At 39.6% G+C, this 17981-nt stretch carries 15 protein-coding genes; 6 read left to right on the plus strand and 9 right to left on the minus strand.

What is annotated here, in order from left to right; genetic code table 11:
- Position 1 precedes the first annotated feature (1 nt).
- From AC1RJ8_RS07565 to AC1RJ8_RS07590, 6 genes are all read left to right on the plus strand, one after another.
- Positions 2-499: a molybdopterin-binding protein gene (locus AC1RJ8_RS07565; protein WP_492952885.1), complete on the plus strand. Its 498-nt coding sequence runs from the start codon at positions 2-4 to the stop codon at positions 497-499.
- A gap of 228 nt (positions 500-727) precedes the next feature.
- Positions 728-961, plus strand: coding sequence for a MoaD/ThiS family protein (locus AC1RJ8_RS07570; protein WP_492952884.1), 234 nt, complete (start codon positions 728-730; stop codon positions 959-961).
- A 5-nt stretch (positions 962-966) separates the two neighbouring features.
- Positions 967-2073: a ThiF family adenylyltransferase gene (locus AC1RJ8_RS07575; protein WP_492952883.1), complete on the plus strand. Its 1107-nt coding sequence runs from the start codon at positions 967-969 to the stop codon at positions 2071-2073.
- A 1-nt stretch (position 2074) separates the two neighbouring features.
- Positions 2075-2518: a molybdenum cofactor biosynthesis protein MoaE gene (locus tag AC1RJ8_RS07580; RefSeq protein WP_492952882.1), complete on the plus strand. Its 444-nt coding sequence runs from the start codon at positions 2075-2077 to the stop codon at positions 2516-2518.
- A 1-nt stretch (position 2519) separates the two neighbouring features.
- Positions 2520-3428, plus strand: a complete 909-nt coding sequence (gene moaCB / locus AC1RJ8_RS07585; RefSeq protein WP_492952881.1) for a bifunctional molybdenum cofactor biosynthesis protein MoaC/MoaB — start codon at positions 2520-2522, stop codon at positions 3426-3428.
- 299 nt (positions 3429-3727) lie between these two features.
- The gene (locus AC1RJ8_RS07590) at positions 3728-4069 is read left to right on the plus strand and encodes a hypothetical protein (protein WP_057933355.1); all 342 of its coding nucleotides are present in this window, start codon (positions 3728-3730) and stop codon (positions 4067-4069) included.
- Between the two features lies 1 nt (position 4070).
- Here the strand turns inward: AC1RJ8_RS07590 and AC1RJ8_RS07595 are convergent, their stop codons facing one another.
- From AC1RJ8_RS07595 to AC1RJ8_RS07635, 9 genes are all read right to left on the minus strand, one after another.
- Positions 4071-4742 (minus strand): hypothetical protein, encoded by a 672-nt coding sequence (locus tag AC1RJ8_RS07595; RefSeq protein WP_492952880.1) that lies wholly within the window; start codon positions 4740-4742, stop codon positions 4071-4073.
- Between the two features lie 246 nt (positions 4743-4988).
- Positions 4989-5177 (minus strand): cold-shock protein, encoded by a 189-nt coding sequence (locus tag AC1RJ8_RS07600; RefSeq protein ID WP_025142821.1) that lies wholly within the window; start codon positions 5175-5177, stop codon positions 4989-4991.
- Positions 5178-5341: 164 nt separating this feature from the next.
- The gene (locus AC1RJ8_RS07605; RefSeq protein WP_057933358.1) at positions 5342-5632 is read right to left on the minus strand and encodes a hypothetical protein; all 291 of its coding nucleotides are present in this window, start codon (positions 5630-5632) and stop codon (positions 5342-5344) included.
- Between the two features lie 255 nt (positions 5633-5887).
- Complete coding sequence (locus AC1RJ8_RS07610) at positions 5888-8311, minus strand: DUF4982 domain-containing protein (RefSeq protein WP_492952879.1); 2424 nt, start codon at positions 8309-8311, stop codon at positions 5888-5890.
- 20 nt (positions 8312-8331) lie between these two features.
- Positions 8332-10872, minus strand: coding sequence for a membrane or secreted protein (locus AC1RJ8_RS07615; RefSeq protein ID WP_492952878.1), 2541 nt, complete (start codon positions 10870-10872; stop codon positions 8332-8334).
- A gap of 81 nt (positions 10873-10953) precedes the next feature.
- On the minus strand, positions 10954-12012 hold the full coding sequence (locus tag AC1RJ8_RS07620; RefSeq protein ID WP_492952877.1) for a glycoside hydrolase family 53 protein: 1059 nt from the start codon (positions 12010-12012) through the stop codon (positions 10954-10956).
- Between the two features lie 7 nt (positions 12013-12019).
- Positions 12020-13135 carry a SusE domain-containing protein gene (locus AC1RJ8_RS07625; RefSeq protein WP_492952876.1) on the minus strand — a complete coding sequence of 372 codons (1116 nt, stop codon included), beginning with the start codon at positions 13133-13135 and terminating at the stop codon, positions 12020-12022.
- A 12-nt stretch (positions 13136-13147) separates the two neighbouring features.
- A complete protein-coding gene (locus tag AC1RJ8_RS07630) occupies positions 13148-14755 on the minus strand; it encodes a RagB/SusD family nutrient uptake outer membrane protein (RefSeq protein ID WP_492952875.1) in 1608 nt (535 codons plus the stop codon).
- Positions 14756-14783: 28 nt separating this feature from the next.
- A complete protein-coding gene (locus AC1RJ8_RS07635) occupies positions 14784-17768 on the minus strand; it encodes a SusC/RagA family TonB-linked outer membrane protein (protein ID WP_492952874.1) in 2985 nt (994 codons plus the stop codon).
- Between the last annotated feature and the right edge of the window lie 213 nt (positions 17769-17981).

A 17981-nucleotide genomic window follows, 5' to 3' on the forward strand; every position in this document is an offset into this window, starting at 1 on the left:
CATGAAATACCTGATCATCGCCTTATTATTTTTAAGTTTTACTGTGAGTGCTCAAGAAATCAAGCAATTTGTAATCGAAGGAAAGGTTAAAAAGCCATTAACAATCACTTTAGACAATTTAAGTGCTTATAAATCCGTTAGTTTGGATAGTATGACGATTTTTAACCACTTGATGCAGCGTAAAAGCAGCATCAAAAACATTAAAGGTGTGCTTTTGAAAGATATTTTGGCCAAAGTAGAAATAGATGCTGCTTCACCAAAAACATTAAGTGAATATTTTCTGGTTTTTACTGCAACTGATAATTATAAAGTGCTGTACTCGTGGAACGAAATTTTTAATTCGCCTACGGGAAATCAGATATTGGTTTTAACAGGTTATGATACCGATCCTGCAAAGGCTGAAAAGGGAAATATCGCCGTTATTACGCCAAGCGATTTCGCTACCGGAAGAAGATTTGTAAAAGGATTGAGTAAAATCAGCATCTTACAGGTAAATTAGCAGCATGAAACCATCATGAGCAAACACTCACAAACGGTAATAAACCGAGCCTGCGAGCGCTTGAACACAAAAATCAAATAGAAACTTGTGAAACCATCATGAGTTTACAAGTCACCAACAGAAATGCATATAAACTCATGATAGCTTCATAACAATTAAAAAACAAACATATACTGATGAAAATATGCTCATGATAGCTTCATCACCGATAAAAAACAAAATATACAGATGAAAATCGAATTGATCAGTTTTGGCAAGATTGCCGAGTTTATCAACAATCAAAATATTGAGCTTGATGGCATTGCTGATACCGATGCTTTTAAACAGTACCTCGAAAACCAGTTTCCTGCCTTAAAAAGCATGAAATATAAACTTGCCCTGAACAAAAATATCGTTCAGGAAAATACCGAAATTACCAACAATGCTACAATAGCCATAATGCCACCTTTTTCTGGGGGATAAACGATATGAGTGCAGAACGATACAACAGGCAGATTATCCTTAAGGGATTTGGAGAGGAAGCACAACAGCAGCTTTTAAGGGCAAAAGTATTGGTAATTGGTGCTGGTGGTTTGGGCTGTCCTGCCTTGCAATACCTCGCTGCTGCCGGCATTGGCCATATTGGTATTGTTGATGACGATACCATTTCATTATCCAATTTACATAGGCAAATTCTTTTTACAACCGCTGATATTGGAAAACTGAAAGTAGAGGTTGCAGCAAAACGCCTGCAGGAAATGAATACCCAGATCGGGATTATCCGCCACCCGATCCGTTTGCAGAAAAACAATATTCTCGATATTCTATCCAGATACGATTACATATTGGATGGTACAGACAATTTCGAATCCAGGTACCTGATTAACGATGCCTGTGCATTATTGAACAAAGCACTTATATTTGCTGCAGTTTCAGGTTTTGAGGGTCAGCTGGCCATATTTAACACTCCTGATCATTTAACCCCCAGCACCAATTATCGCGATCTTTTCCCCATTCCGCCCGATAAAGGAGAAGTAGCAAATTGTGCCGAAAATGGCGTTCTAGGTGTATTGCCGGGTATATTGGGTACCATGGCAGCCGCAGAAACCATTAAATTGATTGCCAAAATCGGGCAACCGCTTACCAATAAAATTTTAAGTTACAACTTACTTACACAAGAACAATACACCATCAACATCAGTCATGGAGGCGGTTATACCCTGCCCAAAACTGTTGATGAATTTTTAAATATGGATTATCAGGATACGAGCGAAGGACCGCAGGGATATATAGAAATTGATGCCAGCGAACTGGTTAAACTTCAGCAGTTAGAATCGACAATTTTAATCGATGTACGAGAAAGGCACGAAGTACCCATATTGGATAAACAGATCTTTACGCAGGTACCAATGTCGGAGTTTGGCGCCTTTATGAGCAAAGAATTTTACCAAAAACATGTAGTGCTGATCTGTCAGCATGGTATCAGAAGTGTAGCCGCAGCAGAAGCCATGCAGGAAAAATATGGCGATGCAAAAAAAATATACAGTTTAAAAGGTGGTATTGTAAAATGGAGAGATCATTTTCTCAAACCCTAAAATGAGCGAAAAAAAGATAAAGAACATATTTGTAGATGGCCCGATCGAACCTGCTTTTATAGCCGACAGTATTGCCAAACACAACAGCAAAACAGCTATTGGTGGCCATAGTATTTTTATGGGACAGGTAAGAAAAGATGAAATTGAAGGCAAATTTGTTGCTGCGATTGAATATACGGCCTATAAGGACCTTGCGCTCGAAAAAATGCAGCAGATCAGGGAGGCTATTTTCGAAAAATATCCGCTTAATTGCATGCATATTTATCATAGCTTGGGCACAGTTAAAATAGGCGAAATCTGCCTTTTTGTTTTCACCTCGTCGGCACACCGTAAACCGGCAATGGCTGCTTGTAGTGAAGTGGTAGACCGGTTAAAAGCAGAATTACCGATCTGGGGAAAAGAAATATTCGAAGACGAAACCCATCAGTGGAAAGAAAATATTTAATATGGTAAACATCACAAGAAAATCCAACACCTTAAGGATTGCCATTGCAACCGCTACTGTAAAGGTATCGAAACAAGAGACCATTGATGCTATTGAACAGCGTAAAATACCCAAAGGCGATGTATTTGAATTTGCCCGTGCTGCAGGCCTATTCGGCGTAAAAAAAACCAGTGATGTAATTCCGGATTGCCACCCGCTTCCTGTTGAGTATACCGCTATTACCTACGAAATTGTGGGGTTAACCATCATTATTACGGTTGAAGTACATACCATTTACAAAACAGGTGTAGAAGTTGAAGCCATGCATGGTGCCTCGGTTACGGCTTTAACCATGTACGATATGTTAAAACCAATTGATAAAGGCGTTGAAATAGAAAACATTAAGCTTTTAAAAAAATCGGGAGGAAAATCAGACCTTAAAAATGCCAGATTCCCTGAGTTAAAAGCTGCTGTTGTAGTTTGTTCGGATTCTATTTTCGAAAACAAAGCTCAGGATAGCGCTGGCAAAGCGATTATTTCGAGATTAGCACAATGGGATATCAATGCCGGGAAGTATGAAATCGTACCCGATGAAATGAATATCATCAGCAATAAAGCCAGCGAATTAAGCCAAGGCGGCTACCATTTAATCATTTTTACCGGAGGAACCGGTCTTTCACCCCGGGATGTAACTCCAGAAGCCATTGCTCCTTTAATTGAACGCCCTATCGATGGAATTATGGAAACTGCCCGACGTTACGGACAGGAGCGCATGCCTTATGCCATGCTTTCGCGCGGTGTAGCAGGTTTTATCGGAGAAACACTGGTGCTTACCTTCCCTGGCTCAAAAAGTGGTGTAGAAGAAAGCATGGACGCCCTATTCCCTCAGGTTTTGCATTTATTTAAGGTGATTAAAGGTGAGAAACATTAGATTGAGTTAAATCGTCATTTCGACTGAAGCGCAGTCCCGAACCTTCGGGAGAGAAATCTATTACCTATTTATTCCATAAACATTGTTTAAAGATTTCTCCACTGCGGTCGAAATGGCGACTGATTTTTAGAATCTATTAGTAGTAACTTGTTTGGAATCTTAATGCCTCAGCAATAGCTTTATTTTGCATTAAGATTTCCGCCTGCGCGGGAAAGACGAATTCGTTTAAACCAACAAATATTAAATCTAAACAGCAAAAATGTTTTTTGTGATAAAAAATTAAGTCCTATTTTTGCGGCATGTCGTCTAAATATAAGATTTTATACTTTTTCCAAAATTCTGATACTGCTATTCTAGAAATTCAACGTCTAGGTCTGCCCGACAATGCAGATGCAGAAGCGACCTACCACTGGCTTTACTTTGATAAAATTACAGGATCACTGATTAAACTATGGTTCAGATCGATGGATTCTTCTACCGAAATTGAAGAACGTTATTTTGAGCAGGGTTATCTTAAATTCAATAAAACAGAGGCTACATACATCGAAAAGCACAATTCTTCGCAACAAAAACTCAATAATATGGGCAATAGAGCTATTGGAGATGAAATAAGTGTTTTATTAGAAAATTACCTGAAATAATTTAGGCCATTTCTGGCAGTTCTGATTCTAAACCTGCTTTACTCAAAGGATAACGAGAGGCGTGGAAATTTTGTAGCGACTGGCAAAAACCAGTGTACCATTCTTGTTTTTGCATGCTTTCTAAAAGCTGCGCACAGGCGAGTACATCTGCATCAGCCTGATGCAGTGCATGGGCAACAAAATTAACCACATCCCAAACGCCTTCCATCATAAAAAACCTAAATGTAGATAAGATTGCAGACCATTGTACTTTTTTAGCCTGAAGCAAAAAAAAACGTGAAACAGGGCTGCATAAACGTTTAAATGCCATGTAATCCTCTTCAGCGCCTTCTAAGTTTAAAAGTCCATCGCTATAAGGGAGATTTACAATTTCTGCTGCAATTTTATCACGGCCGTGGAAATAAACACTTCCTGCACAGATGGAAGATATCGATATCAGGGATAAATGATCGTAGATTTCGGGATGCATTTTCAACTTTCCATTACGTACAAATACCAGTCCGCCCTTTTTAGCTGCTCCAACCTGTGTATTCATGGCCGATAAACTTAAGAGCTCAAATTCGCCCGCAAAATTAAGTGCCGTTACAAACTGTGCCGCAGCCATAAAAGTACCCCGATCAAGAGGTTTGTCGTTTATAACAGGTTCCTGAATTGAAAAAATAGAAAGTTGCAAAAATATTTAATTTGTTTGGTTCCGGTCGACTTGATCGACATTAGCAAAAATAAAAATCCAATTCAGAAAACAACTATATAGATAGCGGGTAAAGCGGGTCAGATTGGTAATCAGCTAGAAATGAGAAGGAAATTTTTTCAACCTTTTTGTTCAGTTATTGATGTACCCCGTTTCGATGGCGAAATACAAAATATAAAGGCAAAAAAAAGCAGGACTAAATCCTGCTCAAAATCTTTTGGGGAAGAATTAAACAACTCTTACTTTCACTGCATTAAGGCCTTTTTTGCCTTCTTGAACTTCGTATTCAACTGTATCATTCTCTCTGATTTCGTCAATCAGGCCTGATGCATGCACAAAAATCTCAGATCCGCTCTCTTCTTTAATAAAGCCAAAGCCTTTTTCTGAGTTAAAAAATTTTACTGTTCCGTTTTTCATTATACTGGATGTTTTTAAATTAAAAACCAAAAATAGGATTAAAACCCAAAAACCAAAATTACTGGCAAACAAAATTGCGAATTATGCACAAAAAGATTTACAACTGTAAAGATTATGGCTACTATTTTACAGTTAAAGGTATTAACCACGAATGTTTATGAGCATTAAAAAGATTTTCCTTGCGTAATGGAAGAATACCAATTAATTGGGTGCGACCTTAAGTTCATACCGTCACTCTCAATATGATACAAGATAATTGGCATACTAAAATCGACAAAACGTTCTACCTGTCTGGAAAGTTTACCGAGAAAATCCATACTCGATATGCCTTCCTTTAAATGAACATAAATCACACTGCCTGTTTTAAACTCAAAGCGTTCTACCACTCCTGGCCACTCTGCTTTTATCCTGGTGAGGAAAGCTTTGATTTTGGTTTCTTCTTTTAGATTTTCCATAAGCTTATCAGGTTTTTTAATATATGCTAATTTAAAAAATTATTCCAAATAAGATTAATTGTAACAGGACCTATACAATTCGCGTTAAAAACCAATAAAAAACAAAAGAGCTGCATAATGCAGCTCTTTTAATGATAATTTTTCAACTAAAATGACAATTACCCATCAATAACACACTTAAAATCAATTATTTGAACCAAAAATCTGTTAATTTCAACTTTATATACTAAATAAAGATATATTTGATATGAAAGATTACTTTAGGGAAACAATTTCCAAACCTTCACTCTTTAATTCTTTTCCTTTAACATTTAATTGTATCGTCCCGCCTTTCATATCTGATTGTACCACCACCACCAGTTTTCCGCTGAATAATTTCATGGTTGGTTTTACAAATGATTCCAAAGAAGTAGCATCGCCATTACAAACCGCTTTAAATGTCCCCGCTCCTTTTACTTCAAAGTTTAAAGCATTGGTGGCTGTTGGACAAGGTATACCGTTTTGATCAACTACTGAGACGGTTATAAAAGACAAATCTTTTCCGTCGGCCGTAATCTCTTTTCTATCCGGTGTTAACACAATTTTATAAGGTTTACCTGCTGTAGTTATCTTTTCTTCGGCTACGGGGTTTCCATTGCTGTCAAAAGCTATAACCTTTAAGGTTCCTGGTTCGTATTTTACATCCATCCACATCAACCTATAGCGGTTTTGGGGTGTTGATTTATCTTTTTTACGTACACCCAAACTTTTACCATTCAAGAAAAGTTCGGCACTATCATAACTGGTGTATACAAAAACTGGCGTAGTTTGACCTTCTCTTCCCTCCCAGTTCCAATGTGGCAGTAAATGTAATGTTGGCGCAGCTTTATTCCAACGGCTTCTGTACAGGTAATAACGGTCTTTGGGTAAACCAGCCAGATCAGAAATCCCAAAATAAGAACTTCTTGATGGCCAACTGCTATCGTAAGGGGTTGGCTCGCCAAGGTAATCGAAACCTGTCCAAACAAATTCTCCGATTACCCATGGTTTATCGTCCTGCATCACAAAATCATCGTCAGGTACATTAGACCAGCTACAATATTCAAGATCATAAGAAGAAGACTGAAAATCAGGATATTGTTTATCAAATCCTTTTACAACCGGAAATTTATATATCCCACGGGAGCTTACCGTTGAGGCTGTTTCAGATCCCAAAATAAAGCCTTGTGGAAAAACCTTATTGGCTTCTTCGTAAAGATGTACCCGATAATTTAGACCCGGTATATCCATCAATGCACCAAAACCCGATTGCATGGTTGCCTTCACCTGATCCATCCCTACGGTAACCGGACGTGTAGGATCTTCTCGGTGGAAAATTTCCTGAAGCCATTTAGCCCTTTTAACACCTTCTGAACCAAACTGATCGGGCACTTCGTTTCCTGAGCTCCACATCACAATACAAGGGTGATTTTTATTGGCCTGTACCAGGTTTACAATATCTTTTTCGGCATCGGTATTAAAATAAAGGTGGTAACCGTTTTCTACCTTGGCTTTTGCCCATTCATCAAAACTTTCGGCAAGGAACATGAATCCCATTTCATCACACAGTTCCAATTGCTCAGGCGAGGGCATATTGTGCGAACTTCTGATGGCATCGCAACCCATTTCTTTTAAAATCGTTAATTGTCTTCTTAATGCAGCGGTATTAATCGCAGCGCCAAGCGGACCAAGATCGTGGTGCAGGCAAACGCCTTTAAACTTTCTTACCTGACCGTTGAGGCTAAATCCTATTCCTGCACTGAAATTAATCGTTCTGATCCCAAATCGCGTTTTCACTACATCTTTCAATTTGTCCCCTTCATATACTTTCGATACGGAAGTATACAGATAAGGTCTTTCGGGGCTCCAAAGTTTGGGATTGCTGATTGCTATATTTTGATCGGCTTCGTTTCCAAAGATCGATTTTGCTGTATCAATAGCCACCTGCTTACCTAAGCTATCTAAAATCTGCGTAACCAAACGAACACCTTTACCTGTTAATTTTGTTTTGATATTCACTTTGGCAAATTCTTTCTTTACTATTGGGCTTGTTACTGTAATCCCCCATTGTTCGATGCTTTTTTCGTCTTTGATGATTAAATGCACATTGCGGTATAAACCTGCCCCAGGGTACCAACGAGAGGATTTTGGCATATTTTTAAGATGGATAGCCAATAAATTACCGGTTGTTTTTAAGTCGTTAGTGATGTCTATATAAAAGTAATTGTAACCATAATTCCATTGTCCAACCTGTTTCCCGTTGAGGTACACACGAGGTTCGCTCATGGCGCCATCTATCTGAAGCAGCACTTTCTGGTTTGGTTTAAGCGCCTGGAGATTAATTTTTTTTCGGTACCAGCCTTCTCCAATATACGGTAAGGCTCCTGTTCTACCCGTTTTTTCAGTAGCCTTGCTTTCGCCGTTCTGAGTAATGGCGGTTACCTGTTTGTCTATTTCCTTATCAAAAGGTCCGCTAATGGCCCAATCGTGCGGAACAGCAACCGTTTCCCAACGGGTATCATTAAAAGTAGCCTCGGCAGCATTCGGAAAATTTCCTTTTGAAAATTTCCAGCCTTCATCAAGTAAAATTTCGGTTCGTTGTGCAAAGGCATTTAAATAAGCCAGGCTAACCATAAAAATGGTAAAAAGTATTTTCTTCAATCGGAACATATAATTGATGGTTATTTTAAATAGATAGATTCGATAATAATATGAGTTGGTTTAGTGGGGTTTCCATAACCAAATGTAACTTCAAGTTTTTCAGCATTCTTCAAACTAAAGACAGCTTGAGTTGGTGATTGAAAATAAAGTGGTAAAAAACCCGGATAAGGACGTGGAAGCAACAATTGCGCATCGTTTTTAAGCTGATTTAAAGAGATTTCTATCAATTTAAAATCTTTTCCGGCGAGAATTTCTGTCGCGAAGAAATGTGTATCAGTATCAGCTAAACCGATTTTAATCTTTGTGTTTTCGGTATTTGCTTTAATCTTGATCACCAATGTTTTTAAATTGTTCAATTCTGCAGACCTCCCAGCCATTTTATCAGCAAAGAAGCTTTGAAACCCCATCAATTGATTAGTTTTTGGCTTACCCATGGAGAGTTTCAGGTTCAGTACCGATGGATTTTCTTCTGAAACATATTCAATTTTATTGTTTCCCCAATCAGGATTATAGATATTGATATTTTTGCCGTCTTTGCCTGCATTGAAAATTTCTACAATGGCATCTTTAGCGGCCACATAGGTCTGGTAACTTTCCGTTTCAAGCTTATCCCATACATTGGGATTTCCTTTTACATTTGCCGGAAAAGTGATGTAATCGCCATTTGCTTTATGAACGATGATCTGATATTTCAGCACACCATTTTTCACCAGTTCGGCCGGAATTGTTGCATGATATTGGTATTCCTGATTTTTTTCTAGCGGAATATTTTTCCAGCGGTTGGCAGCATTCAATTGAACAAATGCTGAATCTTTTGCACCTAAGCCTGTAATTTGTGCATTGATTGGTAAGGCTATATCTTTTGAAACCGTTGTTAAAGCCTCATGTTTAACAAAAATAGCCTCATTGGAAGCTTTTGGTGCAACAAATTCACCTAAGGCTATATGCTGACTAATGCTTTGAGCGTTCAGATTGGTTTTTAAGTTTTTCTTAATCAACAGATAAGCACCAGGAGAAACACTAAAACGATGTTCAACAGCAGCTGAATTAAAGGTATTGCCTTGATTTAATCCTTTGACTGTAAAGCCAGCACCCAGATCGGGAATATCGATATCGATTGGTAAAGTAGACCAGATAATCTTAGTGACCTCTTTTTGTGGTGAAGCTTTTTCAAAAGGATCTCTGATGGGGATTGCATCTGGCATTACTTCCAAGCGCCACACCCCGGTAGCCACCTGATCTATAAAGTAAGCCCCCCTGCCCTGATATTGAACAATTTTAGAGCTGCCCACACCTGCAATATGTTTTAGTTTTTTTGCATTGATTAGTTTTGAGGTGGTGTTATTGGTATAATAAAATTCTTCAGCGGTATTCATTTCGCTCAACGAATTTTTGTAATCAATTTTAAACGGGCCAAAAGTATTGCCGTTGTTTAAAGTATCTAAACGGCCAAATTGATGGAAAACCTTCGAAGCAATTAACATACTGATTGCTTTTGATGGCGTATAAGCGAGGTTTAAATAATGAGTTTGATACTCGGTATTGGCATAAGCAGTTGCCATCGGGTCGTAGGCAAACTGGGTTGCCCATTGAAAACCTGCAGCCCTAAAACTCCTGGCCATTGCAGGGTACATAATCGGCGCCATTACGTCACCGGCATCAAATTCGTAAACTACTTTAGCCCGGTTTTTAAATTCAGGAATGCTATCGAAAGGGATTTTATACCGGGCTACATTTGGAAGGTAATTTCCTTGTAAAGTATGCCCGGCAACCAAACCTGTTGGATACCATTGAAAGCTATGCCCCTGAACAGCTGCTTTTACAATGGCATCAGCATACCAGGGCGATTCGCTAATGTTATAGAAAACAGGTTTTGTCCAACCCGTACTTTTTATAGCGGCAGTCATGCGGTTAACGTATTCGGTTGCCCTTTCCTTTGGCCCGCTGTGATGCGGTTCGTTATTGATCTCGGTGGCTAGAATATCTATATCCTGTTGGTAGGTTAAACCAGTGTAAGGGTTTTTATGCTTAAAAAACTGTTTCAGGTAATTTTCCTGTGCTTTAAAAGCTTCTTCATTTACTACAGATTTATCTTTACCATATTTATTGGCAAAGCTTCCTGTATTTTCATCTTTCTCCGGATAACCGTTTCCCCAAAAGGCAATTGGCGTAACCAGGGTTTTGATTTTACGTTTCTTAAGCTCTGCAAGCAGAAAATCAAAAAGACGTAAATGTTCGTTATTGATCAGGTTTCCTTCAGCATCTGATATTTCCTGATCCCAGACATGTACACGGAAAGCATCTAAACCCAATCGCGAGAAATGATAAACATCGTCTTTTATGGCTTGTTCGGCAGTTACGCCCCTTCTTAAAATGGCCCGATTACCATAGGCAAAAGGTGCGGTATAATTGGTACCGAAAAAAGCAGCTTCCTTCTTATCTTTCTCCCAGCGGATTACACCCGATGCATCTACATCAATACCTTGTTTATTTTGCGCATGGGTAACGATTGCCATAAGGGCAAAAGCAACAGAAAGAGACAGTTTTTTGAGTAAAATCATAAATAAAAATTGTTCATTAACTGCGGATTTAAAATCCGCTTCCCGCCAAGTCCGGATTACAAATCCTGACCAACTGCCAAGTTAAGGCAGAAACGCATCCATTGCAACCGTTGGTTTGCCCGTATCATCAAAAGCACCCAGTTTATAACCACTCCAGCTATTGTAAGATTGCGGTTCCCAATAGAAAACCCCTAATCCTTTGTTATTTGGCAACGATTTATTCTTCGCGATTAAATCTTTAATAAAAGCTTTGCAGGCTACTGCTTCTGAAACTGGCATTCCCAATTCACAGATCATTACTTCCGATCCGTAACGGGAAACCATATCCGTCATGTTGGCTAAACACTGGGTGTTTTTTGCCGACCAATCTGTAGCTGTAGGATACATTGACATGCCGATTACATCCCATTTGGCACCATTATTTTTTAATCCATCGAAAATCCACCTGAATAGACTGTTATCATAACCATTAGAAATATGCACCACCACTTTCGAAGTTGGATTTACTGCTTTCACACCATTATAGCCAGAAAGCACCAGATCTGCAAAGTTTTTCATGTTTGTAGATGCTTTTCCATCATTCCATAACATGCCATTATTGGTTTCGTTACCCACTTGCACCCATTCAGGTATAATTTTATTGGTTTTTAAAACGGTTAAAACCTCAACGGTATGGTTGTAAACCGAAGTTTTTAAGCCGGCAAAATCCTGTGTTGCCCATGCGGCTGGTTTGTTTTGCTGCCCTGGATCTGCCCAAGAATCGCTGTAATGAAAATCGATCAACAAACGCATGTTCATGGCTTTTGCCCTTTTTGCCTTGGCTAAAACGTCGGCTGTATTGCAATAACCTGCAGCTGGATTTACCCAAACCCTAAGGCGAATGGTATTGACCCCTTTATCTTTTAAAATTTTAAGCAGATCTTGTTGCTCTCCTGCAGCATTGTAAAACTTTTTACCTGCAGCTTCCATTTCGGTCAGCCAGCTTACATCGGCTCCCAAGGCATAAGTGCCCACAGGATCTGGCTCAGGATAAATTTGTGTTTCGCCTTTAACTGATTTTTTACATCCGGCACCTATCATTGCCAGCAATAAAATAAATCCCAGCCATTTCATGCTGTTTATGCTTATATTTTTTAACATCTCTAGCCTATTTAATTGAATACGTATAATTTCCATCACCAGCGCTTAAATCTAAAGTAACGGTGAAAATGCCTGTTTTGGTAACCGGGATATTGATACCGCCCCAGGTTGGTGCACCAGCATAAACTAAGGCCCCATTGGCATCTACTTTGTAACTGATATCGTAACCACCATTACAGGTAAACACAAAAGTTTTGCCTGCAGTTAATGAAACATTCGCCGCAACCCACTTGCCTGTTGCTGCATTGTAAATCAATGGTGTGGATGAAGTACTCCAGGCGTTATCATCACCAGAGATAAAAAATTTAACAGGTGTATAGGTGATCGTCAATGCATCTACATCGGCATTTACTTTCATATAAGCCGGAGCTGGTGTAAGGTACAAATTACCTCCTGTTAAGCTCATCGTAGTTGAAGTGCCTCCCCAGCCGTAAACCTTGCTCGCATCTTTTGTAGATACCAATTGAAAAGCATCGCCACCATAACCATCGGCGTTTGGCAGATTAAGATAACCTTCGTATTTCGAATTGAATTTAGCAGAGGTTAGCACAAAACCATTGGTTCTTGCGGTTGGTGTTTTCCAGGAATTACCTCCTTTTACCATCAAAGCAGGATATTCTATGGTGGCTTTGTATGGATTAACCGTCATGGTTAAACTCGAATAAATTGGTTTAATGGTTGAGGCTGTCCCGGTATTTTGGGTCACTTCTGCTTTCAATCTCACCACTACAGTACTTACCACACCTGTTGGCAATAACAGCTGATTGGCTAAAAGTGAATTAAAATCGGCACCCAGATAAGCTTTTTCAAAAGTACCGGCAGTAAGTTTAACGATTACCGCATTGGCCCAGGCATTTGTACCTACAGTATCTGCAGGCACATCAAATTCCAGTGAATAGGTTGGAATAACACTTGCACCAAAGTTTGCGGCTTTAAAACTAAATGTCGCCACCTGAGCAGCATCATTCGCTGAGGTTAATACTACATTGGCTACCGAACTTTTAAAAGCAAGGCTACCTGCATTTGGTGGCGTAACGATGTTTGTACTTTCTTCTTTTTTGCAGCCAAAGAACAGACTGATTAAAAGCAAAGTATATATGATCTGAATTGATAACTGTTTCATAATTGTTTTGGATTAATAACCTGTATTCTGACGAAGGTTTGGATTAGCCGAAAGATCGGTTGGCGGCAATGGATAAAGGTTGTACTTGCTATTTACGGCTGCACCGCCTTTAACGCCACCTTTCCACGCCCATAAATAAGCAGCGGTGGTAAACTTTCCAAAACGGATCAAATCCGTTCTGCGGCTTGCCTCGTACCAAAGTTCACGCCCGCGTTCATCTAAAATAAAATCGGTAGTTAAAGCGCTTGAGGTGATGTTTCCGGCTACGCTTCCGTTATATGCACGGGTACGCAACTGGTTAATGTACGTTAATGCCTGTGTTAAACTACCGCCTGAGCCACCCCGTAAAACAGCTTCAGCATAAGTTAAATAGGTTTCACCTAAGCGGAAAAGCGGGAAATCGATATCCGAAAAGTCTTTGGCTACATCCTGATGTGGCGCCGGCCCACCTGAGCGGGTTTTATTACGGAATTTAGTGCTGGAGTAACCATCGTTAGAAGTATACAAATCGTTCACCTCCAAATTTTGTCCCGACATATAAAACTGAGCCCTTGTATCCGTTGCACCTGTTTTATCGGTAAAAAGATTTACAAATTGTTGGGTAATCCTTAATCCACCCCAATCGCCGTTGGATCCTGAAACTTCTGCCGGTACGTGTGCCGGACCATGCATCAGGTAAGTAGTACCCCCAAAATTCTGGGTATTTGTGCCGTCGTAATTAATGGTAAAGATGTTCTCGTCGGTATTTAAGTGATTATCGGCAATAGTTAACTCACGGTAATTGCCATGAAGCGTATAACCTGCAGCCGTAATTTTGTTGCAATAGGTAATCGCGTCGGTATATCTGGCGGTACCGGTATATACCTCTGCATTTAGATAAATCCTCGATAACAAAGCCCATGATGCAGTCCTATCAGCACGGCCATATTCGTTTGCTTTTGGCGCAGCAAGATCATTTTCAATGGCCTTAAGTTCTGATTCTACATAGGCGAATAAATCTTTACGGGCAATCTGTTTCGGCAAATCTTTACCCCCAATTTCGGTAGTTTCGGTAACCAGTGGCGGGTTTCCATAAATATCCATTAATACCGCATATTGATACGCCCTGATAAAACGGGCTTCAGCCTTAAACCTGCGTACCTGATCGGCATCAGCGCCTGTAATTCCCCTTTTGCTTAAATTATCATCTGAAGATTGATTGATAAAATCGTTGCAAAGTGTAATCTGGAAAAATGAACGGTAGTATAAACCATTGATGATGGAATTGATTGATGACCAGGTCATTTCGTGCAGTCCCTGGATACCCGCATCGTTCTGCCATGACCAAACAGCCTCATCAGTAGTTAATTCCTGCAAGTTCCAGTATAAACGAAGGAAATCGGAATTACCTTCATCTTTAATAATCTCTACCGGAATATCGGGCTGACCAACGGATGCATTTCCGGTGAGGGCAAAAGCACCGTACACCTTGGCTAATGATTGTTTATAACCGGCAGCTGTGGTATATACTTTATCGGCCGTAAGATCGTTTGTGGGTACTAAATCCAGTTTGTTGCACGATGTGATCAGCATCCCGATGGCACAAACTAGCGTGAATAATGGTAAAACACGTGGTTTCATATATTTTTTATTAAAGCAGTTCATCATCTTAGAAATTAACATTTAAGCCTAAAGAGAAAATACGAGGTCGTGGATAGATATTGTTATCCACTCCTGACGCCACCTCTGGATCCAATCCCTTGTATTGGGTAATTACAAATACGTTCTGTACGCTGGCCGTTAGCTGTACGTTTGCTTTGGTTTTAAGGATCTGACCGAAAGCATAACCCAGATTAACGTTATCCATTCTTAAAAAAGAAGCATTTTGAACATAATAATCGCTCAATAACTGCTGGGTTTTAAAATTGGTGGTCAGATAATTGGGCGAAGCATTCAAAATAATTGCAGTTCCTAAAATCTGGTTTAAATTACCGCTTTGGCTATAGTTATTGTTGTAAACGTAGTTACCTAAATTTGCCCTCAAGGTGAATGATAAGTTCCATTTTTTGTAACTCAGGTTATTACTAAAACCCAGGAAAACTTTAGGATCTGCTTGTTTTCCTTTTTTGAAATCGTTCTGATTGATTACGCCATCACCATTCTGGTCTATATAAACACCCTCAATTGGGTTTCCGTTCTGATCATAAGTCTGTTCAAACAGGTTGAAGGTATTTTTTGGTCCGCCAACCGCGTTGATAAAGGCATTTTGTCCACCAACCCCACCAGCAATGGTTCCACTCGGAAAGCCCGCATAATTTGGATCATTTGGTACTACCGTTAAATTGGTAATGGTATTTTTGTTATAAGTGGCATTAAAGCTAAAATCCCAGTTGAAATCTTTCTCTCTTATTGGGTTAAAATTCAGGGTTAACTCTGCTCCTTTGTTTTCCATATCACCAACATTCACAATTGCTGTTGCAGCGAAATTGGTTCCGGCAGGCTGAGGAATTAAATTCAACAAATCGCTGGTTTTCTTGCGGTAAACTTCCAGGGTGCCCGTAATGCGGTTATCCAAAAATCCGAAATCCAAACCAATGTTGGCTGTTGCAGTTTCTTCCCACTTGATGTTTGCAATGTAAGCGCTTGGACGGAACATCTGATAAAAGGTATTGCCAAACTGGTAAGAGGCATTTAAGGCACTCAAACCATAGGTAGACATATATCCGTAATTGCCAATCCCATCCTGCTGACCGGTTATACCATAACCTACACGTAGTTTTAATGCAGAAACAATTTTACTATCCTTCAGAAAAGAATCATTTTTAATGGTCCACGCTAAGGCCGCAGATGGGAAAACGCCATATTTAAAAGAAGGCCCGAAACGGGATGAGCCATCACGACGTACCGTTGCGGTTAATAGAAAACGCTCATCGTAGTTGTAATTTAATCTTCCGAAATAAGAGATTAAACGATATTGAGGTTTGTTAAAAGCAAAAGCAGGATCTGAGTTTACAACTTTATTTCCATAAGCATCAAAACTGGGATAGTTGTACTGTGTAGTTAAATAATCATTGTAAGAATAACCTGCGGTTGCATCAATCCTACTTTTAATCGATTTAAATTCTTTAACATAGTTCAGGTAAAAATCCAGAACGGTATTTCTTCTATTTTGTTTGTATTGATTGTTTACGCCGTTGCTTAAGATCGATTCCGCAGCATTTGGATCTACATAAACCGTTCCTTTGCCCGAAGCCACATCATAAGCAGCGTTTAAATTAGCGTGCAGTTCTGGCAAAAAGTGAAAACTATAATCCAGTTGCAGGTTACCGATACTCCGCATTGGTTTCGCACGGTCTTCTCTTTGTTCCAATAAGCCAACCGGATTACGGCCAACTAAATTAACCAGACCGGTCGGTGTAGTTGAATCTAACCACTCCCAATAACCATTATAGTCTGGCCTGTTCGTGTAAGTAGCTTGTGTTGGATCAAAACTCACTGCACCACCAATAGCGGATGTATTTGCAAAACGTGTTTTCTGCATACTTCCTTTCAGATTGATATCGAGTTTTAAGTGATTATCAAAAAACCTTGGATTAAAAACAACGGCAGCTGAAGTTTTCTGCAATTCATCCGTCCTTAACACACCTGTTTGATTCTGATAACCAATTGATAAACGGTAGGGCAATTTTTTGATTCCGCCACTAATGCTGATATTGTTATCGGTAGAAAAACCATCCTGATAAATCAGATCTTGCCAGTTGGTATTAAATGTACCCAATTGTGCTTTTTGCGCTGCCGTTCCTTTCGAATTCACAATCGCACGGATTTCATCAGCATTTAAAACATCCAACGGTTTGCTTAATTTAGAAACAGAATTTACCGAATTGAAAGTTACTTTTAAGGCATCGCCCAAACCTTTTTTTGTGGTGATAATGATTACACCATTTGATGCTCTTGCACCATAAATGGCTGCTGCCGATGCATCTTTTAAAACCGTAAAGGTTTCAATATCATTCGGATTGATGAAACTCAAAGGATTTGATGCGCCTGAAACGCCACCGCTTTCTAAAGGTACGCCGTCTATCACAAACAACGGATCGTTACTTGCGTTTAATGATGAACCGCCACGGATACGGATGGTACTGCCACTTCCCGGCTGACCGCTGTTCGAAGTAATCGAAACCCCCGACACCTTACCCGATAACATCTGCTCTGGCGTACTAATACTTCCCTTTTGGAAATCCTTTACACCAACAACTGCTACAGAACCCGTAAGATCTTGTTTTCGGGTGGTTCCATAACCCACTACAACCACATCATTTAGGGTAGAAGCATCTTCAATTAAGGTTATGTTTAAGGTTGTGGTTTTCGAAACCGGGACCTCCCGGACTTTATAACCTACCGAAGTAAATTCGAGCATACCGGCCTTAGCAGGAATCTTGATACTAAAATTTCCATTTGCATCTGTAGAGGTGGCAATCGCCGTTCCTTTTAAGCGAACACTTACACCCGGCATACCTAAATTATCGGGCGCTGATTTAACAACACCGGTAATGGTTGCCTGCTGTGCAAAAAGATATCCATGGGTAAAAATCAGAAGTAAAAGCATTAACATTCGCTTGTTACCTTTGAAGAAAGATGTAAAAATGTGCATAGAATATTATGGTTAGAATTAACGATACAAATGAAGGATTTATCGCATTGTCCGCCTTGTGCTATTGTTCATTTCTTTTGTGCTAATCGACATATTATTGCTTTAAATTGCTTTCAATCCGTCATTCCTCATGTATCATTCCCGCGCAGGCAGAAACCACGAAGTGCTCAGCAAAGCTAATCTTAATGAATAATGCAAGCCTGGCTAAGGTTT

This window comes from Pedobacter sp. GW822-FHT03F06 (genome assembly GCF_058801365.1).